The 23,314-nt window shown below is 39.9% G+C and carries 22 protein-coding genes; 8 read left to right on the top strand and 14 right to left on the bottom strand.

Annotated elements, in window-relative coordinates; genetic code table 11:
• Window positions 1-11: 11 nt before the first annotated feature.
• Window positions 12-2,123: a T9SS type A sorting domain-containing protein gene (locus ACFSKL_RS12815; protein ID WP_376886610.1), complete on the top strand. Its 2,112-nt coding sequence runs from the start codon at window positions 12-14 to the stop codon at window positions 2,121-2,123.
• A 377-nt stretch (window positions 2,124-2,500) separates the two neighbouring features.
• Here the strand turns inward: ACFSKL_RS12815 and panB are convergent, their stop codons facing one another.
• From panB to ACFSKL_RS12790, 5 genes are all read right to left on the bottom strand, one after another.
• Window positions 2,501-3,322: a 3-methyl-2-oxobutanoate hydroxymethyltransferase gene (gene panB / locus ACFSKL_RS12810; protein ID WP_376886609.1), complete on the bottom strand. Its 822-nt coding sequence runs from the start codon at window positions 3,320-3,322 to the stop codon at window positions 2,501-2,503.
• Between the two features lie 12 nt (window positions 3,323-3,334).
• Window positions 3,335-3,838, bottom strand: coding sequence for a phosphoribosyltransferase family protein (locus ACFSKL_RS12805; protein ID WP_376886608.1), 504 nt, complete (start codon window positions 3,836-3,838; stop codon window positions 3,335-3,337).
• Between the two features lie 96 nt (window positions 3,839-3,934).
• The gene (rsgA, locus tag ACFSKL_RS12800) at window positions 3,935-4,855 is read right to left on the bottom strand and encodes a ribosome small subunit-dependent GTPase A (RefSeq protein WP_376886607.1); all 921 of its coding nucleotides are present in this window, start codon (window positions 4,853-4,855) and stop codon (window positions 3,935-3,937) included.
• 7 nt (window positions 4,856-4,862) lie between these two features.
• Window positions 4,863-6,101 carry a 3-deoxy-D-manno-octulosonic acid transferase gene (locus ACFSKL_RS12795; protein WP_376886606.1) on the bottom strand — a complete coding sequence of 413 codons (1,239 nt, stop codon included), beginning with the start codon at window positions 6,099-6,101 and terminating at the stop codon, window positions 4,863-4,865.
• Window positions 6,102-6,248: 147 nt separating this feature from the next.
• On the bottom strand, window positions 6,249-6,878 hold the full coding sequence (locus ACFSKL_RS12790) for a peroxiredoxin (RefSeq protein ID WP_376886605.1): 630 nt from the start codon (window positions 6,876-6,878) through the stop codon (window positions 6,249-6,251).
• Between the two features lie 426 nt (window positions 6,879-7,304).
• Between ACFSKL_RS12790 and ACFSKL_RS12785 the strand changes: the two genes are divergently transcribed.
• Complete coding sequence (locus ACFSKL_RS12785) at window positions 7,305-7,790, top strand: low molecular weight protein-tyrosine-phosphatase (RefSeq protein ID WP_376886604.1); 486 nt, start codon at window positions 7,305-7,307, stop codon at window positions 7,788-7,790.
• A 65-nt stretch (window positions 7,791-7,855) separates the two neighbouring features.
• Here ACFSKL_RS12785 and ACFSKL_RS12780 read toward each other — a convergent pair whose 3' ends face one another.
• Window positions 7,856-9,127 carry an aspartate kinase gene (locus ACFSKL_RS12780; protein WP_376886603.1) on the bottom strand — a complete coding sequence of 424 codons (1,272 nt, stop codon included), beginning with the start codon at window positions 9,125-9,127 and terminating at the stop codon, window positions 7,856-7,858.
• Between the two features lie 58 nt (window positions 9,128-9,185).
• On the opposite strand from ACFSKL_RS12780, the gene fbp reads away from it, so the two are divergent.
• Window positions 9,186-10,223, top strand: a complete 1,038-nt coding sequence (gene fbp / locus ACFSKL_RS12775) for a class 1 fructose-bisphosphatase (protein WP_376886602.1) — start codon at window positions 9,186-9,188, stop codon at window positions 10,221-10,223.
• Window positions 10,224-10,229: 6 nt separating this feature from the next.
• On the opposite strand, the gene ACFSKL_RS12770 is transcribed toward fbp, so the two are convergent.
• From ACFSKL_RS12770 to yihA, 3 genes are all read right to left on the bottom strand, one after another.
• On the bottom strand, window positions 10,230-10,535 hold the full coding sequence (locus ACFSKL_RS12770; RefSeq protein ID WP_376886601.1) for a hypothetical protein: 306 nt from the start codon (window positions 10,533-10,535) through the stop codon (window positions 10,230-10,232).
• 93 nt (window positions 10,536-10,628) lie between these two features.
• Window positions 10,629-11,063 carry a DUF5606 family protein gene (locus tag ACFSKL_RS12765; protein WP_376886600.1) on the bottom strand — a complete coding sequence of 145 codons (435 nt, stop codon included), beginning with the start codon at window positions 11,061-11,063 and terminating at the stop codon, window positions 10,629-10,631.
• Between the two features lie 57 nt (window positions 11,064-11,120).
• On the bottom strand, window positions 11,121-11,729 hold the full coding sequence (gene yihA / locus ACFSKL_RS12760; RefSeq protein ID WP_376886599.1) for a ribosome biogenesis GTP-binding protein YihA/YsxC: 609 nt from the start codon (window positions 11,727-11,729) through the stop codon (window positions 11,121-11,123).
• Window positions 11,730-11,909: 180 nt separating this feature from the next.
• Between yihA and ubiE the strand changes: the two genes are divergently transcribed.
• Together ubiE and porT are read left to right on the top strand one after the other, a co-directional pair.
• Window positions 11,910-12,632, top strand: a complete 723-nt coding sequence (gene ubiE, locus ACFSKL_RS12755; protein WP_376886598.1) for a bifunctional demethylmenaquinone methyltransferase/2-methoxy-6-polyprenyl-1,4-benzoquinol methylase UbiE — start codon at window positions 11,910-11,912, stop codon at window positions 12,630-12,632.
• A complete protein-coding gene (gene porT, locus ACFSKL_RS12750; RefSeq protein WP_376886597.1) occupies window positions 12,581-13,369 on the top strand; it encodes a type IX secretion/gliding motility protein PorT/SprT in 789 nt (262 codons plus the stop codon). The genes ubiE and porT overlap by 52 nt, the downstream gene beginning before the upstream one ends.
• A 24-nt stretch (window positions 13,370-13,393) precedes the next feature.
• Here porT and ACFSKL_RS12745 read toward each other — a convergent pair whose 3' ends face one another.
• Entirely contained in the window at window positions 13,394-14,407 is a 1,014-nt protein-coding gene (locus ACFSKL_RS12745) for an App1 family protein (protein WP_376886596.1), read from the bottom strand.
• A gap of 310 nt (window positions 14,408-14,717) precedes the next feature.
• Here ACFSKL_RS12745 and rlmN point away from each other — a divergent pair, with 310 nt between their 5' ends.
• From rlmN to ACFSKL_RS12730, 3 genes are all read left to right on the top strand, one after another.
• On the top strand, window positions 14,718-15,782 hold the full coding sequence (gene rlmN, locus ACFSKL_RS12740) for a dual-specificity RNA methyltransferase RlmN (protein WP_376886595.1): 1,065 nt from the start codon (window positions 14,718-14,720) through the stop codon (window positions 15,780-15,782).
• Window positions 15,783-16,103: 321 nt separating this feature from the next.
• Window positions 16,104-18,701, top strand: a complete 2,598-nt coding sequence (locus tag ACFSKL_RS12735; protein ID WP_376886594.1) for a TonB-dependent receptor plug domain-containing protein — start codon at window positions 16,104-16,106, stop codon at window positions 18,699-18,701.
• 85 nt (window positions 18,702-18,786) lie between these two features.
• A complete protein-coding gene (locus ACFSKL_RS12730; protein ID WP_376886593.1) occupies window positions 18,787-19,257 on the top strand; it encodes a hypothetical protein in 471 nt (156 codons plus the stop codon).
• A gap of 3 nt (window positions 19,258-19,260) precedes the next feature.
• Here the strand turns inward: ACFSKL_RS12730 and ACFSKL_RS12725 are convergent, their stop codons facing one another.
• Genes ACFSKL_RS12725 through ACFSKL_RS12710 form a run of 4 tightly spaced genes read right to left on the bottom strand, consistent with a single transcriptional unit; the run spans window position 19,261 to window position 23,294 of the window.
• Complete coding sequence (locus tag ACFSKL_RS12725; protein ID WP_376886592.1) at window positions 19,261-20,196, bottom strand: rhomboid family intramembrane serine protease; 936 nt, start codon at window positions 20,194-20,196, stop codon at window positions 19,261-19,263.
• A 12-nt stretch (window positions 20,197-20,208) separates the two neighbouring features.
• Complete coding sequence (locus ACFSKL_RS12720) at window positions 20,209-21,000, bottom strand: rhomboid family intramembrane serine protease (RefSeq protein ID WP_376886591.1); 792 nt, start codon at window positions 20,998-21,000, stop codon at window positions 20,209-20,211.
• A gap of 3 nt (window positions 21,001-21,003) precedes the next feature.
• Window positions 21,004-22,887 carry a DNA mismatch repair endonuclease MutL gene (gene mutL / locus ACFSKL_RS12715; RefSeq protein WP_376886590.1) on the bottom strand — a complete coding sequence of 628 codons (1,884 nt, stop codon included), beginning with the start codon at window positions 22,885-22,887 and terminating at the stop codon, window positions 21,004-21,006.
• Entirely contained in the window at window positions 22,884-23,294 is a 411-nt protein-coding gene (locus tag ACFSKL_RS12710) for a hypothetical protein (RefSeq protein ID WP_376886589.1), read from the bottom strand. The genes mutL and ACFSKL_RS12710 overlap by 4 nt, the downstream gene beginning before the upstream one ends.
• Window positions 23,295-23,314: the final 20 nt, after the last annotated feature.

Below are 23,314 nucleotides of genomic sequence, written 5' to 3'. Positions count from 1 at the left end.
TACCGTTATTTATGTCTATGATCAAGTATTTTACTTTTTTGTTCCTCCTGATTACAGGCTTTAGCTTTGCCCAGACGGCTTTCCGATATGACCAAAATATTTCCATAAATAAAGATGGGATTGGTTTGGGATTGCCTTTTTCGGGAGGCTTGAATGCAGCGCAGATCCAAACGATGGATATGGATGGCGATGGGGTAGAGGAAATGGTAATCTGGGATATCAATTCCAGGGAGATTACTGTTTATAAGGTTTCGGAAAATTCATACACATACCTTCCCGAAATGGCCTATTATTTTCCTGCTGATGTCAATGGTTTTTTGGTATTGGCGGATTATGATGGTGATGGCCGAAAGGATCTTTTCACCAGTAGCCCATTTGGGATTCGGGCCTATCGAAATGTAAGCCCAACTGGTGCAGCATTTCCTACTTGGGAATTGGCACAAAACTTCCTTCGCTTAGACAATAATTCCAACCTACAGGCCAATAATCTGGATATTCCACTGATCATGGATGTGGATGGGGATGGAGATTTGGATATCGCAACTTTTAATTTTGCTTCGGGGGATTTTTTGGAGTTTTACAAAAACACTTCTGTAGAGCGCAAAGGTGTTCCTGATATAGATGGTTTTGCATTTCCTGAGGCAAGGTGGGGAGGTTTTGAGTTTTGTGACTGTGGGAGTTTCAGCTTTGGGGTGACTTGTGCCGGATTTCCGATGGGACGCATACTGGATGATGAAAACAAACGCATTGAGCATGCAGGAGGCCATTCTATTCTGTATGCGGATTTCGATGGAGACGGGGTTTATGATCTTTTGATGGGGCAGGATGAATGCGATGTTTTATACTTTCTTCCAAATAAAGGAACAAATGAAGCACCAGTCTTTGATGAATTTTCCAATACACTGCCGAGTGTAGGGGATTTGCCAGAGTTTCCTATTTTTCATGCTGCCCAGATTTTTAGAAATCAGCTGATCATCAGTACCAATTCCTCTTCGATAGCTGGACCTTTCAAAGCCGATTATGGACAAAATGTTTTTTCAATTCCACTGAATGGCGGATCGCAAGAGCCTTTTCTCCAAAATCAAATGTTGGATTTTGGAGAAAATTCCCGCCCATTTTTCATAGGAAACCAGAATAATGGAGCGCTGATCATTACAGCTAATTCTTTGATAGGTGATAGGGTGGTAGGCAGGGCGATAAGTATCGAAACTTCCTTGGAATCATGGAAAGTGGTAGACGAGGATTATTTAAAATTATCGGAATTGGACCTGACAGATTTACAATTTATCGAATATGTAAACACCCAAAACCAAACTATGCATTGGTTGGCAGGAACAGACACAGTCAACCTTTCACTTCAGAAAAAGCTGTTCTTGTCTTCTGATGTCGATTTCCAAGACTTGGAGGAAGTTATAATTCCTGGGATTACTCCAAGGCCTTTGGATCACTTTGAGTTTTTCAAGTTCCAAAACAAAGATTATCTCCTAATGGCAAGACAGACAGGTGAGTTGATTCTATTTGAGGTTAATTTTTCAGGGTTTCCCCAATTGACTCTGGTGGAAAGGAATTTTTTAGGTTTTCAGGATAGCCCTGCTGCCAGGAATCTTACGGTTCATGTGATTCCTAATCAAGTTCCAAGCCTATATGCAATTGATCAGCGGGGAGTTTTGTTTTTCTTAAATGATTTTATGAATACTGATAAGAGAGAAAATGTTTCGGTCTTGATAGGGGAAGAATTATTGGATAGTAGATTTGGTAGAAATACATGGGTAAGCCATGTGCCAGATCCATTTTCGGGGCCATTTGATTTGATTGTAGGGAATACAGCAGGAGGAATCCGATATTTGAAGTCGACAGAAGCAGATGGTATGCCAGATGGGGAGCGTTTTCTGGTGAAGATTTTTCCAAACCCCACGACAGGTCCAGTCAAGATCCTTACCAACCAAAATGCTGAAGCAAGATTAATCAATAGTCTAGGGCAGATCTTGGTGGAAAACATCGGTATCCAAGCAAATAGGGAAGTTGAAGTTCAGGCAGGATTATTGGCTCCAGGAGTTTATATTTTGAATTTCAGGTTGGAGAATGGACAAAACCATAGCAGAAGGGTGATCGTTAGGCCTTGACCATATTCTAAAAATGGGTATCCGAAATGACACCAGCACGGTAGTTTATACCAGTAATGGAAATCGTTATTGTTAATCAGTTCATCAAATGGCATTGAGGGTTGCCCAGTTTAGGTGGGTTGGCCTGTAGAGACATTGGTCAAGGTTATTAAATTTAAACCCTCGAAGGGCTTTTGGGCTAAAAGTAATTTCCCTGCAAGGATTCGTTTGCTTACCAGCATGAAAACGTATGAACATTCTATGAAATAAGTATATGTGCTGTTTTACCATTGGTGAAATAAAACAGGATATTTTAATGCTTAGAGCCCACTGTTGACTGTTGTCCATTGACAGTTGATGATCCGAACGCTTTGATGTGTTTGTTTACCATTGACAATTCAATAGCTTTCACTTTCGTTCGGGAAGTCTTTTGACTTGACATCTGTGATATAATCTTGAACAGCTTTCGTCATGATGTTTTGGAGGTCGGCATATTGTCTCAAAAATCGCGGTTTGAATTCCTGCGTGATGCCAAGCATGTCATGTACCACCAAAACTTGTCCGTCCACATCTCCACCGGCGCCTATTCCGATAACAGGTATGCTTACCGTTTCGGCTACTTTTTTGGCAAGTTTGGCTGGGATTTTTTCCAAAACCAATGCAAAACAACCTGTCTCTTCCAATATCTTCGCATCTTCAAGGAGTTTGTTGGCTTCCTCTTCTTCTTTTGCCCTTACAGTATAGGTCCCAAATTTGTAGATAGACTGGGGTGTCAATCCCAAATGCCCCATCACTGGAACACCTGCACTCAAAATCCTTATGATGGATTCCCTGATTTCTGCTCCCCCCTCTACTTTGACAGCATGGGCTCCTGATTCTTTCATGATGCGGATTGCAGAGCGAAGTGCTTCCGAACTATTTCCCTGATATGATCCAAAAGGAATGTCCACGACTACAAAAGCCCTTTTGACTCCCCGTACTACCGAACTGGCATGGTAGATCATTTGCTCCATGGTGATCGGCAAAGTGGTTTCATGTCCTGCCATGACATTGGATGCAGAGTCGCCTACCAAGATGATGTCTATACCAGCGCCATCCAGTATGGCTGCCATAGAAAAATCATAGGCTGTCAGCATGGATATTTTTTCACCACGGGATTTCATCTCCTGCAAGATATGTGTAGTGATTCTTTTGATGTTTGAGGATTGGTGTACGGACATGTTGGGCTTAGGTTAGTGTAGGTGGACAGAATAGTCCTCAGATGCTAGGTTTACTGATATATGTTCATTGAGAGTGGTGGACAGTTCGAGTCCGGTGTAATCTGGCGATACAGGGAATAGTTTGTGGCTTCTGTTCACCAAGACAGCAAGTTCCATTTTTTTGATGGGGATTTCCAAGAATGGCTTGAGGGCATAGGCCAATGTCTTTCCTGTATTGAGGACATCATCCACCAATATCAGGCATTTATTGTCCAGATTGATATTTTCAGATAATGTGACAGCCCCTTGTACGATCGTCTCTTTGTCTACGATCACTTCGAGGGATGTCACTTCCAAAGTTGAGATTTCTTCTAATTTGCCAGCCAATAGATCTGCAAATATTTTCCCCATGCCTGAAATTCCCGCAAAAACCACCTCTTTTTCAGAGGCATTCCTTTCATAGATTTCATAAGCCATCCGCGTTATTTTTTGCTGGATTTGTCGGTGGTTCAATACCAATGATTTATTGTTGTCCATGTGCTTGGATTCTGGTTTTCTAAAGAGGAAAATTACGGCAAATGATTTTGGATTCAAATTTTTTTGTGGCCGGCATGGCTATTTATATCACAAATTTTAGCGATGGTCATCTTCTTCGTTGAGGATATTCAGGTAGCTGTCATATCGATATGGATGGATTAGTCCCTGCTCAAGCTTTTCCAGTACCACACAGCCCGGTTCATTGATATGGCGACAATTGTTGTACTTGCATTGCCCCAGGTATTTTCTCATTTCCGGAAAATAATGGGACAATTCATAGTCATTGATGTCCAAGATCCCAAACTCCTTGATTCCGGGAGTGTCGATCAGGTAGCCTCCCTCTATTTCAAACATCTCTGCAAATGTTGTGGTATGGACTCCTTTGGAACTGAATTTGGAAATCTCTTGCGTGGCTTGTGTGGCTTCAGGGATGATTTTGTTCAACAAAGTAGATTTTCCTACTCCCGAATGCCCGGATAATAGGGTGGTTTTGCCAACCAATAGGGGTGAAAACTGTTCGTTCAGGTCAGATTCGCTCAATGCGGAAATTTCCAATACCCCATAGCCCAGATACTCGTAGATGTCATGTATGTCTTGGAGATATTCCAAATCCTTGTCTTTGTAAGGCAAGTCCATCTTGTTGACAATGATGGTTGCCGGGATTCGAAAACTCTCGGTGCTTACCAAAAACCTATCTATAAAACCTAAAGAAGTCCTAGGGTTTCTTATGGTGATAATCAGGAATGCTTGGTCAATATTGGAAGCGATGATATGCGAAAAATGGTTCTTTCTTGTTGATTTCCTTATGATATAATTATCGCGTGGAAGAATTTCATCTATCGTCCAAGTAGGCTGACCTTCTTCTTTAGCCACTACAACAAAGTCTCCGACAGCGATTGGGTTGGTTAGCTTTAGGTTGTCTTGCTTGAATTTTCCTCTAAGACGGGCCTTTACTTGACCTGACTCAGTGTTTACGAGATACCAGCTCCCGGTAGACTTGATGACCCTTCCCTCCATTTGTTGTTTATTTAACCCCCAAAACTTGCGTGATGATTTTTACCGAACTTCCCAGGTTTTCCCTGACCAGTTTGTTTGCAGCACTGCAGGCTTGGTTATACAGATCTTTGTCCTCCAAGTCTCCAATGATTGCGTGAAGCTCATCATAATCGGCAACAGAACAGCTTGCTCCATAATCCATACTTATCTTGGCTTCAGGGAATTTTTTTGGCTTTTTGACTTTCCCGAAGATTACTGGTATACCAAATGCCAGTGGCTCTAGGATGTTGTGTAAACCCTTGCCAAAACCGCCTCCCACATAAGCAATGTACGCATATCTGTATAAAGATGAAAGCATACCCACATTGTCTATAAACAATACTTCAGCATTTTTATGCTCACTGATTTCGGAATACTTGGTTGATTTTTTTTCGATTTCACTGATCCATTTGTCGATGTGATCACCTTTGATTTCATGTGGGGCAATAATAAACCGGAAACCACTTGACTGATTGATGAACGGAATCAGGATGTTCATATCTTGCTCCCAGGCAGAGCCTATCACAATGGTTTTGTGCTCCCCTACAAATTCACTGATATCAGGAAAGTCTTTGGGTGATTCACTGATTTTTGAGACTCTATCAAACCTTGTATCTCCAGTAAGGCTGCAGTCTTGAATCCCGATTTGATGAAGGAGGTCAATGCTTTTTTCGTTTTGGGTAAAAATATGCGTAAAGGATTTAAGAATCCGTCTGAAGAACCCCCCAAATGGCTGAAAATATACCTGATCCTCACGCATGGAGGCAGAGAAAAGGTACAAGTCTACATTTTTCTTTTTTGCTTCCAGAATATAGTTTGCCCACAGATCATACTTCACAAAAAATGCCATTTCCGGTTTCAGGATATCGATGAATTTTTCTGCATTTTTTTTGGTGTCAATAGGCAAATAGACTATCAGGTCTAAATTTTCATTTTTCTTTTTTATGGCGTTTTCATACCCTGAAGGGCTAAAAAAACTGACAACGATCGCAATTTCCGGCCTTTGTTTTTTTAGTTGGCTGATGACAGGCTTCGCTTGTTCGTATTCGCCCAATGAGGCCACATGAAACCAAGAGACTGGAGATTGGTTGTTGGTCCTGAAGTTGGACAAAGTTTCAAAAACATTTTTTCTGCCATCGACAAACAGTCTGATTTTGGGATTGCTGTTTTTGAAAAGGTTTACGATTACAAGAAATAACCGCATGGAAAAATCATAAATTAATTTCATGGTGCAAAAATATAGTTAAGTTACGGTTAAATAGGCCAAGTTGGTTTATTTGTTTAATTAGAGGCTAAAGAAAATGAATTATTTTTAAAGGAAAAAGCCCCAATCATGATTTGATTGAGGCTTGTCTTATCATCTTTAAAGACTAAGTTAATTGTTGCTCAAATAAGCCGATACACCTTCTTTGGTGGCTGTCATAGCTTCTTTTCCTTCTTCCCAGTTTGCAGGGCAAACTTCTCCGAATTTCTCAACATGCTGAAGCGCATCTACCAATCTCAAGGTCTCATCAATGCTTCTACCCAATGGTAGGTCGTTGATTGTCTCTTGTCTTACTACACCGTTTTTGTCAATCAAGAATGTTCCTCTGTATGCAACTGGGATTCCTTCGAAAGTCAATTCTCCTTCTTCGTTGTAGTTCCACTCACCAGCCAATACACCGAAATTATGTGCGATTGTCTTTGCAGTATCTGCTACGATCGGATAAGTTACCCCCATGATTCCGCCTTGCTCTTTTGGTGTATTCAACCAAGCTAAGTGGGATTCTTCCGTATCTGTAGAAGCAGCTACTACAGCTACTCCTCTTTTTTCGAATTCAGCCAGTTTTTCTTGGAAGGCCAAAATTTCTGTTGGACACACAAATGTGAAATCCTTTGGGTAAAAGAAAAGGATAACTTCTTTGTTGCCGATGAACTGCTCCAAAGAGAATCCTTCTACGATCTCTTCACCGTTGATTACTGCTGGTGCACTAAAGATTGGTGCTTTTTTTCCTACTAATGACATATTTTTTGAATTTTTATTGTGATGCTTGATTTGAATTTTCCCAGTAGAAGTAGGTGGTATTTATTCATCAAAGACATGTTCTTAAATGAATCCACTTCTCTGAAATTGCAGTTTAGGTTATTGCTAATGTATAACCAATTTTATTTGCAATTCGTTACACAAAAGTAATGATTATTGCAAATATTTCAAAATTGGGACAAAATCATGTTTGGTAAATTTTGCGCATTCCAGAAATACCATTTTAAAATATTATGCCAATTGCATTCAGCTTGGTGTTTGTTATAATTGAATTTTTCAGGACAAAATAAAATTTTTTTAAAAAAGATCAGGTTGTGTGATTTAGTATCCAAAGAGTTTGAAATCCTAGCCAAATTTTATTTATCTTGTATCTCCTTTTGGGATTTTAAGATATGAGATGTTCGTTCGATGGTTAAAGTTTTATTCGTTTGTTTAGGTAATATTTGTAGGTCACCTCTTGCAGAGGCAATTTTCAATCAGAAAGTGAGTGATAATGGCCTTTCGGGACATTTTCAAAGTGATAGCTGTGGTACATCAGATTATCATATAGGAGAATTGCCTGATGAGCGCACCATTCTGTGCGCATCAAACAATGGGGTGGATATCAATCATCGCGGCCGCCAGATCAACAGGGTAGATATTCGTGAGTTTGATTACCTTATTGCTATGGATGAGTCCAACAAAACAAACATCGAAAGGCTTATTGTAAGCAGTAATCTAAGCCACGACCAAGTTTATCTGATCAGGGAATTTCAGCCCAATCCATCCCAGTTGGAAGTGCCGGATCCCTACTACGGAGGGATGGAATCATTCGAAAATGTATTTAGTATATTGGATGATTCGATCAACCATTTTTTGGAATTCTTGAAAGTGGAGCACAAGATCTATGTCTGAGCTTTGAAATTTTCCCGCATATCTGTTTTGCTGTCAAATCATTTTCCCGAAAAATTGTTTTTACACTATAAAATTGGTTTGTAGACCATCTGAAAGGTGTTTCTGGTGATCTGTTCCAACATGATTTCTTTGTTTGCTGACAATTCTTTGACCGACGCTTCATGGTGGTTTTTCACTGTCAGCAAAAACAGTTTTTCATTGTAGCGGATGGTGAAATCTGCTGCAAGTTCCTGTACGAGTTTCTCAAGCTTGAAAATCTGCTCGTCAATCACAATGGAAATGCTGATGGCAGATGTTTGAAGCAGGTTGACTTTCAGTTTTAGTTTTTCCAAAACTGCATAGATTTGATGGATATGGGATTCATTGATGAAAGTGAAATCATTCACCCTAAAGCTCACCAAAATCTGATTGCCTTTGACTACTATGCAGGGAGTTTGGTTGGTTTTTGGGACATTGTGGATGATGGTGCCCTTTTCGTCTGGTTCCAAAAATGACCTTACGATTAAAGGGATATTTAAATTTGCCAAAGGCTTGATGGTTTTTGGATGAATCACAGAAGCGCCATAATAGGTAAGTTCAGCAGCTTCCCGATAATCGAGCTCTTCGAATTTTGTCGTTTTGTCGAATAGTTTTGGGTCGGCATTGAGTACACCTGGGACATCCTTCCAAATGGTAACTTCACCTGCCTCGAGACAGAAAGCTAAAATGGAGGCGGTAAAATCAGAACCTTCCCTGCCTAGGGTAGTTGTTTTTCCCTGAGGATCCCTGCCAATGAAGCCTTGGGTGATGATTGTTTGATCCGTCAAAATTGGCTTGAGTATGGTGTTGCACTGTTGGGTAGTTTGCTCCCAATCCACCGTTGCGAGTCTGAAATCACTGTTGGTGGCGATACATTCTCGAGCATCCTGCCAGCTGCATCTGATACCGCTGAGCATCAGATAGGATTGGATGATTATAGTTGAAATCAATTCTCCATAACAGATTGTCCGGTCATAAAATTCATCATAATTCTCCACGTTAAGCTCTTCCTCCAGCAATTTCGAGAGTGATAGGAATTGTCCATTGAGTTCACTGAAAACACGATGTTGGGATGGGAAAAGTTGATGGCAAATGTCTAGATGGTATTTTTGGAAAATATGAATATTTGAAGAAATGTCATTTTTTCGAAGTTTCAGATCCAAAATGGCTTCCAAAGCGTTTGTGCTTTTTCCCATTGCCGATACCACTATAATAGTAGGGTTTTGCAATCGTTTGAATATAATCTTAGAAAGGTTTTTGATAGAATCTGCATCTTTTACAGAAGCACCCCCAAATTTGAATACAATTACTTTTGACATCAGGATTTAAGTTGTAATTTCAAATGTTCAATAATTTTAAATAGTACTTTTCAAAGATATGAAAATTAAGCCCTACATTCACAACGAGTCGTCTTTAGCTTATTCGGTTGGAGAGACCTTAGACAGATTTATCAAAAAGAAGCAAGATGACTTTTCATATGCTTCTGGAGAACTTTCCCAATTGCTAAGAGACATTGCGTTGGCGACAAAGATAGTAAACCGCGAGACCAATCGAGCTGGTCTTTCAAATATCGGTGGTGCTTTTGGCCAAACAAACGTACAGGGTGAGGAGCAACAGAAATTGGATGTGATAGCCAATATCCGGTTTACAAGAGCACTTACCAAAGGCGGGGAAGTCTGTGCGATCGTATCGGAGGAAGATGATGAAGTCATTGATCTTCAAAACAGTTCTGGAAAATATGTAGTAGCGATTGATCCATTGGATGGCTCGTCAAATATTGATGTGAATATATCTATTGGGACTATTTTTTCTATCTACCGAAGAGTGACCCCCATAGGTAGTCCCATACAGCTGGAAGATATCATGCAGCCTGGGAACAAGCAAGTCGCTGCGGGGTATGTGCTGTATGGATCATCGACCATGTTGGTGTATACTACGGGTTGTGGGGTGAATGGATTTACTTATGAACAATCTTTGGGAGAGTTTTTTCTGTCCCACCCTGATATGAAAGGGCCAGAAAACGGAAAGGTTTACAGTATCAACGAAGGAAGCTATAATAATTTCAACCCAGGATTGAAAAAATATATAGAGACTTGTAAAGAAAGGGAATATAGTGCAAGGTATATAGGGAGCTTGGTGGCTGATTTTCATAGAAACCTTCTGAAGGGAGGAATTTACATCTACCCAGAGACCCACAAAAACCCTACTGGAAAACTCCGTTTGCTCTATGAAGCGAATGCATTGGCATTCATAGCAGAACAGGCAGGTTCGTCAGCAACAGATGGAGTACAAAGGATTTTGGATATCCAACCCACATCATTGCACCAGCGTACCCCTCTGTACATAGGTTCAACAGCAATGGTCGAAGAAGCGATGGCTTTCTTGGCTGTGGAAAAAACAGCTTCCAGAGTATAAATGAAACTAGGACTCGGAATATTTTCTCCGAATCTCAACCTTCTTCATCTGTCTTTTGGTGATAGCCTTTGCCAATTCTGAAGCGATGTGTTCGGGGTTGGATTCGTGAAGGATGTACTTGAGTTGGTTTTCGTCCAAGTCTATCCGGTAACAGATTTGGAGTAGCTTTTCAAAATCCCTGTTGAGCATTTGGTAAATTACAGGTGTGAGGAGTTCGATTAGCTGGTCTTCCAAATCAACCTTTTCGGTTGTTTTAAGCTCAAAATCTTTGTTGATTAGCTGAAAAGTTTCTTGGATGAGGCTTGTTTCCATGATTTTGACCAGATAAATCTAAAAATAGAAAGGCAAAACCCGCGGCAATTTTACTTGCTTAAGCGGGTTTTGTCTTTTTATATACGGTTTGGGTTAGTCTTCTTTTTCTTCTGGTGTATCATCTTCTTTTTTCTCCTCAAGTACTTCAGGCGCATGGTTTCTGATGATCTTGTACCAGCTTATCAGTTTTTTGATATCAGATGGATATACCTTGTCCTCATCAAATTCTGGAAGTACATGCTTTAAAAATGCCTTTAACTCATCCGCATCGGCAGTGCTGTCTAGTCCAAGATCTCCTTTGAATTCTGCTTCGATTTTGACCATGATGTCTTCAAGTGGAGTTGCGCCTTCTTCGGTCATGGTGTAGATTGATATCTCGCTCAAAACGGAAACCCGTTGATTGGCTCCAACGACCAATTTCCCTTTTTTCTCATCCATGGATTCCAAAATCACACCACTTCGAGTCGGTTTTAGAATCTTATAAAGGCCTGCTTTGCCTGATACAGTTGCTATTTCGTTAAATTTCATGATCTCGTTTTCTAAATAAGGTTGCAAATATAGGGTTTAGCTTCAAAAGCCCAAGCCTTAGTTTTCTTGGTTTTTAAATTCTTCTACCTGTTCCTCTATAAAGTTGACTACCTCTGTTTTGCCATCCCCTTTTTCGGCTGAAGTGACAAAATAAAGAGGGGCTTCTTCAAAAATCGTTTTGGAGGCTTTGAGGAATTTAGCTACCGTGGATTGGGTTTTCGGCTTTGATTGCTTGTCAGCTTTGGTAAATAGCAAAACAATGGGGATGTTGCTTTCCCCGCACCAGGTGATAAATTCAAGGTCTATTTTTTGGGGTTCCAGCCTGCTGTCTATCAGTACAAAGAGGGCGACGAGGTTTTCTCTGTTGACCAAATAGTCTTTGATCATGCCCTCCCAGTCTGCCTTGATGCTTTTTGCGACTTTGGCAAATCCATAGCCTGGCAAATCGACCATATACCATTTGTTGTCAACCAGAAAATGGTTGATCAATTGGGTTTTTCCGGGTTTCCCAGAAGTTTTTGCCAAGTTTTTGTTGTTGGCGAGCATATTGATCAGAGAGCTTTTGCCTACATTGGACCTGCCGATAAAGGCAAATTCTGCCTTGTCTGGTATAGGACATTTGTTGTAGTCTGTATTGCTGATTAAAAAGGTTGCATTCTTGATCATGTCTTCTAAATTTTGAACAAAGGTAAGTCTTTCCTGTCAAAATCCCGGTGTTGCTTTGCGATACTTCCCTTTGTACAGGTGACTTTTCCCAAAATCCGCGTAAGTTTATTGATTAATGTCCAACATTTTTCGATTGCTCAGGTTTACTTAGTAATATTGCACCACCAATCATAGAATTACATGTCAGTCGTACCATACAAAGAGAAAGACTCGGGAAAAAAAGAGCAAGTAGCCGAGATGTTTAACAACATTAGCAAGAAGTATGATTTTCTAAATCACTTTCTCAGCTTGGGGATAGATATCATTTGGAGGAAGAAAGCCATCAAAATGCTGAAGGCAGATCAACCGAAGATGATCTTGGATATTGCGACGGGTACGGGTGATTTTGCCATAGAGGCATTGGCACTCAATCCAGACAAAATCATAGGTGTGGATATCTCTGCCGGGATGCTTGAAGAAGGCAAAAAGAAAATGAAAAAGCGGAAACTTGATCATATCATTGACATGCAGATGGGTGATTCCGAAAAGCTTCTCTTTGAAGATAATAAATTTGATGCTGTCATCGTTTCTTTTGGTGTCAGAAACTTCGAGAATTTGGAAAAAGGATTGAAGGATATGTATAGGGTTTTGAAACCTGGAGGGAAGACGGTGATAGTGGAGTTTTCAAAGCCAAAGAAATTTCCAATGAAGCAGGGATATAATTTTTATTTTAAATATATTCTGCCTCAGATAGGCAAGCTTGTGTCTAAGGACAATGCAGCGTACACTTATTTGCCGGAATCGGTACAGGCTTTTCCGGATGGATTGGATTTTCTGAAAGTATTGGAAAATGTTGGCTTTAAAAACACAAAATGCAGACCACTGACATTTGGTATCAGTTCGATTTACATTGGAGAAAAATAATTCTCACCGGTATTTTACTGGCAATTTCTGTTGGCGCTGTATTTTCACAAGCTCGCTTCAACGAGATCAGTAAGTCCGGTCAGGATGATAAATTTCTTTCATATGGGTTTTTTCTCGCTGGGCACAACAATTATTGGAGACTAAAATATTCTGAGGAGTTCCTCAATAATCGAGGGCAATCAAATATCCAGAGTATAGTCCCAGTATATACCCAGGGATTTTCTTTGGGGTTTTTGGTAAATATCAGAATGCATGACCAATTGAACTTGGTCTTCATGCCCAAAGTAGGCTTCTATGAATTCAGGACTGAAATCAATAAGTTTGAAGACTTAGATCCAGCCCTCATCAATGTGCCTCCCGGGGAGACTAGCAATTTTGCAAGCCATACAGTAATCAATGAAGCGACAATGGTCGAGTTCCCATTGTTGTTCAAATATAAAGCCCAAAGATTCAATAATTCGAGGATGTTTTTTACGGCAGGTGGGTCTGCTATTTTCCGGACAAAAAATCAGGAAGAAGCTGATATTGAAGATATAGCTACTTTAGGTCAGGATTTTACCGTGGATATGGGAATTGGGTTTGATATGTATTTCAAGTTTTTCAAATTCTCTCCGGAAGTAAGGTTTTCGCACGGCCTAATGGATATGTATAGGCCTGAAGCTACCCATTCAGATTATGCCAATGATATCCAATCATTGAGGAGAAAGAGCATCACGGTTTATTTGAACTTCCAATAGGATCCATTTGGGTATTCGATATTATTAGGATTCTGAATTTTCCGTTTTCTCTTTGATAATATCCAAAACATCTTCCTGACGGATCCAGCCTTTGCCCAAAGCATCTTTGGCGGCGGCAATTGTATCCTGTATCAGCACCAACTCGACTCCAAGCCCACTTATCTGGGAAGCTATTTCATTGATATGATCCCGTCTGTTTTCGGAAACATCCCTGATATAGATCATTTTCACCCGCCCGGGATAGTCCTTGATTACTTGGAGGTAAATCTCCGCGTCATGCTGGCCAGAATCTCCGATCAGGATGAATGGTATCGATGGGATCAGGCGGAATATTTTTTCCACTTGGCTCAATTTATGGTCAAAATGGCTGCCTGAAAAAAAATGTTCCCTTGATAATCCGAGGTCACGAAGCATCAATGGTCCCTTGGGGATTTTGTGGACTTCCAACAATTCCATCAAAAAGTCATACAGATTCCATGGACTGCTTGATACATAAAACATGGGGTTGTTTTCCATGCCATCAGTGCCTTTTTCAAGGGCTTGATAGAATGCTGATACCCCGGGAAAAGGCATTCTGGAATGTGCATTTCCAAGAAAGGTGGTTTTCACCATCTCCCAAATCCTTGTTGCCCCGGTTGGTACGATGGTGTCATCTATATCTGAAATCACTCCATATTCCACTAATTTGGTAGGGATAAAGACTTTTGCTGTAGCTTGTACCACTCCTTGGTTCGGGATGATTTGGTCTAAAAGCTCCAGCTTGACCTCACGCCAAGAATTGTCGGTTTTGGGGAATGCGTGATTCATTATTTCGAACTCAAAATACCCTTCCTCATTGGTAGTGCTGATCCATTCATTTCCATCCAAGGTGGCTTTGATCCTTGCATTGGGGATTTCCCAAGTCATAAATCGCTTGTACATTTTCCGGAAGTTTCTAAACCTACTATCTTCGATAGCAGAGATCCCTATGCCCCGATCTCTCAAAACCCTACCGATAAGATAGACCTCATTTTCATTTCCAAAGCCCTTGTATGGCATGATCATGATGGTTTTGACCAAGCCCAATTTTATTCCTATTCTGAGTTTGAATTTGGAAAAGGACAGCTTGAGGGCGTAGAGGGATCTGAGGACTTGTTTTTTGATAAGGCTATGGTTTGAATGAGAATGTTAAAAGTATGTAAAATCTAATTTAATTTCTGTATTATTTCTACCTTATTCCAAATCTTAACCTGTTATTCAGTTAGCAGCTTTCCGTTACTTTCCTAAGTCTAGGAATCCAGGTTTAAGCTAACGATAAGATTTTGAACTCCCCATATTTTACCAAGACTAATTTTCTTACCTTTGCAGGATGGATAGCAGCGCAAAACAGGATATCAGAAAACTGACACTTACCGAATTGGAAGAGTTTTTTGTCAGTAAAGGGGATAAGAAGTTTCGTGCCAAGCAGGTGTATGAGTGGCTTTGGCATAAATCCCTGAAAAATTTTGATGATATGACCAATATTTCCAAGGAGACAAGGGAGATGTTGAAGGAGAATTTTGCGATCAACCATATTTTGGTGGATCTGATGCAGCATTCTTCTGATGGTACGATCAAAAATGCCGTAAAGCTATTTGATAGTAAAATAGTCGAATCCGTTCTAATCCCCACTTCAAAAAGGATTACTGCTTGTGTATCCTCACAAGTTGGCTGTAGTTTGGATTGTAATTTCTGTGCTACGGCGAGGCTCAAAAGAATGCGAAACCTCAACCCTGACGAAATTTATGATCAAGTGGTGGCGATCAAAGATGAAGCAGAGACTTATTTCAACAGGCCACTGACCAATATCGTTTTTATGGGGATGGGGGAGCCGCTATTGAACTACAACAATGTCATAGAAGCCATAGACAAAATCACTTCTCCTGAGGGGCTCGGTATGGCACCCCGAAGAATCACGCTCTCGACGGTAGGTATCCCAAAGATGATCAAAAAGATGGCGGATGATGGAGTAAGGTTCAACCTTGCCATTTCCCTTCATTCGGCCATCAATGAGACCAGGAGTAGATTGATGCCAATCAACAACGTGAATCCAGTGGAGGATCTTGCCGAATCCCTAAAATACTGGTATGAAAAGACCAAAAGGAAAGTTACCTATGAGTATGTGATTTGGGATGGGATCAATGATGACGAGACCCATGCCAGGGCATTGGCGAAGTTCTGTAAAATCATTCCATCCAAGGTAAATATCATCCAATACAATCCCATTGATGAAGGGGAGTTCCGACAGGCATCCCAAGATTCTGTGGAAATGTATGTGAGGATTTTGGAGAATCAGGGGATTATCGCCAAAGTGAGAAAATCAAGAGGGCAGGATATAGATGCTGCTTGTGGTCAGCTTGCCAATAAGAATGAGGTAGGTGAGTTGGAAGGGTGATAGAAGGATGTGTTTAAATATATTTTTTGATAGAAAAATGAAGTGTGTGCTTCCCAAGCTTAAAAAAAAACAAACGTTTTTACAATGTTCACGATTGTTTTATAAGATATTTAGTTTTCATTTTTTTAAATAGCCTCTTTTTTATTGTTTAAAAACTAAAGAGTAAGTACATTACGGTTTCAAATCTTTAACATTCCTTTAATTAATAAAATTGCAGTTATGAAAAAACATATTTTTAAACTTGGTTTTTTTGTTGTGATAATTGGATTTAGCCTTTCAATATTTTCGTTCGATCGAAAAGAAAATATGAAAGATCGCATAATGACATTTTTAAAAAAGCATCAAGAAGAATACCCTATAGAGAAAGCGTACTTACATCTGGATAAATCTACATACACATTAGGAGAGGTGGTTTGGTTTAGTGCATATTTGACAGCTGGTAGCACTCAGGTTCCTAGTCCTCTAAGTAAAGTCCTTTATGTTGATTTGTTTGATTCAGGTGGTGAACTTTTAAGTCAAAAGAAAATTGGTCTTGAAGATGGCTATGGAGATGGCTATTTTAAATTGCCAGATTTTGGTGAAGAAGGTGTTTTTACAGTCAAAGCATATTCTGCTTGGATGAGCAATTTTGGTAAAGAGTATTTTTTTCAGAAAGATATAGAAGTCTTCGATGGAGCCTCTAGTTCTTTTTATCCCAAGGTTGACTTTAAAGTTGAGGATGTGAAAGATGATAAAGTTTACTACCAAATCAATTTAGAGGCTGTAAATGGTCAGGGTGAATTTCTTGCAAATGAAGATATAGAGATACGAGTAGTCGCAGATGAAGTAGAGTTGGAACGAAGAAAATTAATGCTTAACAAAAGTGGTTTAGTTACATTTTCTCTCAATCTTCCATTGAAGCCATTTCAGTCGCAGTGGTTGGAATTGATGTTTTTTGAGAATGATGAGTATGCGGTCAGAAAAAAAGTAAAAATACCCTATTCATTTTTGTTGGCAGACATCCAGTTTATGCCAGAGGGAGGTCATTTAGTCTCTGGTCTCAGAAGTAGGGTGGCGTTTAAGGGGGTTTATCCAGATGGAAGTCCAGCTACATTTGAAGGTGAGGTCTTGAATTCGGAGGAGAATATTAAGTTCTCTACCTTCTTTGGGGGAATGGGAATGTTTGAAATAGTTCCTGAAGAGAATAAAGAATATAAAGTAAAAGTATATGATTCATCAAATAATCAATTTCAAGAGTTGAAACTTCCAAAATCAAGTGAAAACGGTTTGGTAATGCAAGTGATTAATAAGCCAGAGTTGAGCTATGTAACAGTATTTATTCAGGGCAATTATCAAGAAGGCGAACTCGTATTGGTAAGTCATACTCGGGGTTTTATCAATTTTATGTTAAGTGGAGAATTGTTAAACGGGATATGGGGTTTGAGGATTCCAAAAGAGTATCTTTTCAGCGGCATTAATCATGTTTCTGTTTTGAATTCAAGAGGGGAGCCATTATTAGAAAGATTGTTTTTTTTCCAATCGGAAAAAAATGAAGTTGTTTTAAATGTCTCAAAAAAGGGAGACATAGATAAAAGAAAAGAAATTGAATTAGATATTAATTCTCCTCAAATTATGGATGCCTTTGGGGGGAGGTTTTCTGTAAGTATAGTTGATGAAGGACAGTTACAATCTAATTCTACTTTTGGAGGTACTATATTTTCTGAATTATTGTTATGCTCCGATTTGAAAGGCAAAGTGATTCAGCCAGGATATTATTTTGAAGACAAAGATGAGGATAGACTTCAGGCTTTGGATTTGGTCATGATGACAAATGGTTGGAGAAGATTTTCTTGGGGTGATCTGAAAAATGATAATTTTCCAGAGATAAATAGACTGATTGAAAGGGGCTTGAGGATAAATGGATCTATAATAGAATTGAGAAAAACAAAAAAAGGGATAAGTGGGGGGAAAGTGAATGCGATAGTTGGTCAAGGCGAAATTATATTATCCGAAGGTTTTGCTGAGGATGGTAGGTTTTCTTTTACCGACTTAGATTTTGTTGGTGATAAGGAAGTTTCACTGAGTGCTATAGACGATAGATTGAATAACAATGTTGAAATTAAAATTGATTCTATTTCTATAGAGTTTGAAAAAATAAATCCAAAAGTTAAAGGTGATTTGAAAATCCCCAAGGAGTTAATGGCCAGTTTTCAGGAAAGGAATCTTATGAACAAGGTGTTTGAAGAAGATCAGTTGTACGATTTGGAAGGAGTTGAGGTTAAAGCAGAGTCTATACAAGATGAGGAGGAAAGGGCAAAGAAAATGTATGGAGAAGGAGATGTGATAATTAAACCTGATGAAATAGGAGGGGGGCAAGCTTTTATGAATATTTTTGAGTTGATACAGGGAAGAGTCTCTGGGGTGAAGGTAAACACATCTATGATGAACCCATCTGTTGTGATCAGAGGAGTCGGGTCTGTTACAGGAGGTACACAACCCCTTTATTTATTGGACAATATGCCTGTCGATGCTGCAACACTAATGTCAATAAATCCAAGAGATGTATCATCTATTGACGTCTTTAAAGATGCTGCCAAAGCAGCAATTTTTGGGTCTCAAGGGGCAAATGGTGCAATAGCTGTATACACTAAATCAGGCTCACAGATATATCAAAAATCACCAGGAAACATGGTTGCCAGACTAAAAGGGTTTTCCGAGTCGAGAGAGTTTTACCATCCAAAATATGATGTAATTACGCCTGAAAATTCAATACCTGATAAAAGATCAACTATTTATTGGAATCCGAGTTTGGTATTCGATGAGACTGGAGTTGCGAAAATCAAGTATTATAATTCAGACATTGCCAAAAAACATCTAGTGATTATAGAAGGGATAGATTCGAAAGGTCGCATTGGAAGATATGAACAGGTGTTGGAGTGATTTTCCCCAAAACACTTTGCATCCTCAATAAAGCCTTGTAATTTCCCAGTTCTAAAGGTTTTATTGAGGGTTTAAATTTATTGGTATGAGAAAATTACTATTGATTTTGTGTTTGTCCATTTTTTCGGCAACACTTTATGCACAAGAACAAGGAGAGGTTCGATTGATGGCTGGTGGGGATTATAGGTTGACTATCAAAGAAGTTGGGACATTTTTGGGAGCAGAGTATTTCTTTGCGGATAAGTTTTCCCTTGCTCCGACTTTTACTGTTTGGTTTCCGCAAGTTGGCAATTCATTCAACCTCAACGCAGATTTGAAATATTATTTGACAGAGGGTGTTTCCCAGGTATACCTGCTAGCTGGCTATAGCAATTATTGGATCAATCTTCAGCCTGGAAATCCTGGTGTAAACCAGACTAGGGCAGGAGCTAATTTTGGGGCAGGAGCATTTATCAAGGCTACGGAACAGTTTGGGTTTATAACCGAGTTCAAAATGCAGAGCCAAAATACCCGATGGCCGGTATTGCGGGTGGGGGCAGTCCTGAGGTTGAATTAAATGCTACTTTTTGCTAAATTCAAATAGCTTGCGTTTCTCCTCCTTGCTCAGTGCTTCATAGCCCTTTTCCGCTATTTTGTCCAGAATCTGATCGATTTCTTCTTGGGTGGCATCTACTGTCTTGCTATAGCTTGATGGAGCGGATTTTGTATCATAGCTGCTTTTGGGTTCTTCCTTTGGACTGTAAGTTTTTTTACGGTAGGTGACTTTCACTTTTCGCTTGGAAGAGAACAGTGATTCGAAAAACTGGCCAATGGCTTGGATGGGTCGACCCCAATCAGAACCTTTTCGCAATTGTGTAATGTATAAAAAGCCCATAGCAGCACCACCAAGATGAGCAAGTTCACCACCTGCATTACTACCATCTGCTCTTGTAAAAGCAAGCAATACATATAAAATAGCTATATACTTGATTTTGACATCACCGATAAATGGAATTCTAAAGGTCGTGTTTGGCGATATTGTAGCAGCTGCTACAATTATAGCATAAACTCCCGCACTTGCTCCGAGCATTTTGGATACAGATACTTTTTCAACAAAAAACGGTGAAATATTATATATCAAAACGTATAGTCCCGCTCCTGCCACACCTCCCAAAATATAAAGGTTTGCCAGTTTGCGACTGCCCAAATATTCATTTACTAGCAGTCCAAACCAATATAAGAAAAGCATGTTGAACAGGATATGAAGAATCCTTTCATGCAAAAACATATAAGTGAGCATAGACCAGGGTTGCTGGATGATACTCCCTATGTCTGCGGGCATCATCAAATATCCCAATAAGGATTTGTAAATTTCAGAAGCGCCCGAAAAACTCAGTAGAATCCTCATGACAAGAATCACCAAAAAAGCCAACAGGTTGATTGCAATCAGCTTATAAAGGCTATTGTTGCTTTGCTTGAATGCATCTCTTAAGTTTTCCCAAAATCCTCCGTACATCGTCTTAATAATTTAATAAAAATCTTTTCTACTCTTCTTCCAATAATATACTAAACCAGCACCAATAATCAGACCACTCAAATGGGCAAAATGTGCCACATTATCAGTTGGGTTGTTGATGACCACATTGTAAATGGTGTATAGACCATAAAACAATATCAAATATTTGGCCTTCACTGGCATAGGTGGGAACAATAAAAGTAGCTCTGTGTTTGGGAAAAACATAGCAAATGCAATTAAAATCCCAAAAAGAGCTCCAGATGCACCAACCATAGGGATGTTGATCTGAAGATTCCTGATACCCATAAAGTTTTCTTTTGCCCTTTGGATCAGTTCTGCACTCTCAGGGTTTTTACTATACTCGTCAACAAAGTCAAACACCCCAGGCTTGAACATGTGTCTGTTTTTACTGACAAAATTATTGAATTTCTCTGGGCTGGGGTTGTCATAGAATGTGGCAATAGTATTGTCCAATTGGTTGATTTTGTAGGCGTTGTAGCCAGAGTACAACAGACCACTGCCGACACCACATACCATCCATAGAATCAGGATTTTTTTTGGACCTAAATACTGCTCAAGCAAAGGGCCAAAAACAAACAGGCCAAACATATTGCTGAACAAGTGCCAGAAATTGGCATGCATGAACATGTAAGTCACAAATTGAGTTGGGAGAAAGCGTTTGCTTTGTATAAAATAAAGTGCAAATATACTTTCCAATTGTGGCATGAAATAGTTTGCCACCACAAACATGGCAATGTTGATCAGCAGTAGGTTTTTAACAACAGGTGTTAAGTTTCTAAACATATCTTATCGATTGAAAAAAGCGTGTATTTTATTTAAATCAAGTTTGACGAAGGTTTTGTTCCCTCCAAGTCCATAATTTGGGTTTTGACAGGCAAATAATTGTCCAACTAAAGTTTCCATTTCCGTGGTGTCTAACCTCGTGCCTTTCTTTGTTGCTGATTTTTTGGCAAGCGATCGGGCTAGATTCTCACGGGTGTCAATAGATAACTCAGATTTGAAATGCTTGAATTGCTCCAACAAGCCTTCAAACAGAGCCTTTTCATTGGTGACTTGGATATCGGCAGGGACACCTTGAATCAAGACGGTCTCCTTGCCAAACTCCACAACTACAAATCCCAAGCTGTGTAATTCTTCTTTGATATCCATTACCAGGGCAAAATCTGCCTGACTCAGCTGTATATGTTGCGGAAACAGACATTGTTGCGATAAACCGGCCGCACTGTTTAGTTGCTTGAGGTAGCGCTCATACAATATCCTCTCATGGGTAGCCTGCTGATCCAAGATCAACAAGCCTGAGGACATCTGTGCAATGATGTAGCTTAATTCAACCTGGAATGTAGCTCCTGTGTTTTCCTGCTCTACCGGGAAGATGGCTTCACTTTTCCCCGCATCGTTAGCTTTGGAAGAAAAGGTGAGGAAATCTTTGGTGTCGTCCAATGCGGATTTTTGCTCAATATCTTTTTGGATTATTTTTTCTCCTCCTTCAAAAAGCCTTTCCCAGCCAGAGACATCTTGTTTTTTGAAACTTGGAGTTTGGAAGTTTTTGTAACTGTTTTCGGAACCTACCCGGTCAGGCTTGTATGTGTTTTCCAATGCCACCTGTGTTTTTCTTTCCTCATCATTTTTCCAGTTTTCCGTAAAATTGATATCCATATTGAAATCCAAAGTAGGTACTACATTGTGCGCGCCCAGGGCTTGTTTTACAGCTGATCGGATCACCGCGTAGACCGTTCTTTCATCGTCAAACTTGATCTCTGTTTTGGTAGGATGGACATTGATGTCGATATGGGATGGGTCAATTTCCAGGAAAAGTACATAAAATGGCTGCATTTCCGAAGACATCAAGCCATCATAGGCATTGGCTACTGCATGATGCAGGTAGTTACTTTTGATATACCTATTGTTGACAAAGAAGTATTGCTCACCTCTGGTTTTTTTTGCATTCTCAGGCTTGCCTACATAGCCTTTGACATTGAGATGTGGGGTTTCTTCTTGACAAGTGACAAGTTGGCCCTGGTAGTTTTTTCCAAAAATCCCCACAATCCTTTGGCTTAGTTTTCCAGATACAAGGTTGAAAAGCTCCATGTCATTCTGCATAAAGCTAAAACCAATTTCAGGATAGGATAGAGCTACCCTTTGAAACTCTTCCACAAGGTGCTTCATTTCAACCGAATTGGATTTCAGAAAGTTTCGTCTCGCAGGTACATTGAAAAACAAGTTTTTCACAGCAATAGAAGTTCCCTGTGGGCAAGATATTGGTTCCTGTTTTTTGAATTCGGAGCCTTCTATTTGGATTAATGTACCCAGTTCTTCATCTTGTTGGCGTGTTTTCATCTCAACTTGCGCAACAGCGGCGATTGAGGCCATGGCCTCACCTCTGAATCCAAAAGTGCGAATGGCAAAAAGATCTTCTGAACTCCTGATTTTGGAAGTAGCATGCCGCTCGAAGCACATCCGTGCATCGGTGAGTGTCATGCCCTTTCCATTGTCGATGACTTGGATCAGTGCTTTTCCGGCATCTTTGACTACTACCTGAACTTGTGTCGCTCCCGCATCCACAGCATTTTCAAGCATTTCTTTCAAAGCTGAAGCAGGGCGCTGTACTACTTCCCCTGCGGCAATCTGGTTGGCAATTGCATCGGGTAGCAGTTGGATGATATCATTCATTGTTTGATTTTTCCTTTCAATCTAAAAAATGCCCAAAGTAATGCGGAGCCACCGACCACATAGATCAATATTTCAGTCATTGCTTCCTCAAGATAATAATAGCCAAACACCACCCCAACCAGCAACACAAAAATGATTAACCGGATAAGGCCCGCGGACTCCAGTGGGGAGCTTTTTCTTTTGCCTATGGGGCCACCTTGGGTAAACGCCCCTCTTATCGTAGAGCCATAATCTTGCATAAATTCATCTGTCATTTTCTCATCTGACTTGATAAGCCCTTCAGCCTGAAGGTTTCTTTTGATCCTTTCAGTTCTTTGTTCGATTTCTTCTCGCACTGGATCGTAGTATCTGGGCTTTATTTCGAAGCCCATTGGTTTGGCTGTTCTAAAGATCGAAGGGAATTTCATATTGGATTAGATTCTTTTGG

Origin of the sequence: Belliella marina, from assembly GCF_042682445.1 — a bacterium.
Lineage (GTDB): Bacteria > Bacteroidota > Bacteroidia > Cytophagales > Cyclobacteriaceae > Belliella > Belliella marina.
Note: the sequence above shows the minus strand (reverse complement) of the source record. Positions and strands in the feature narration are given on the sequence as shown.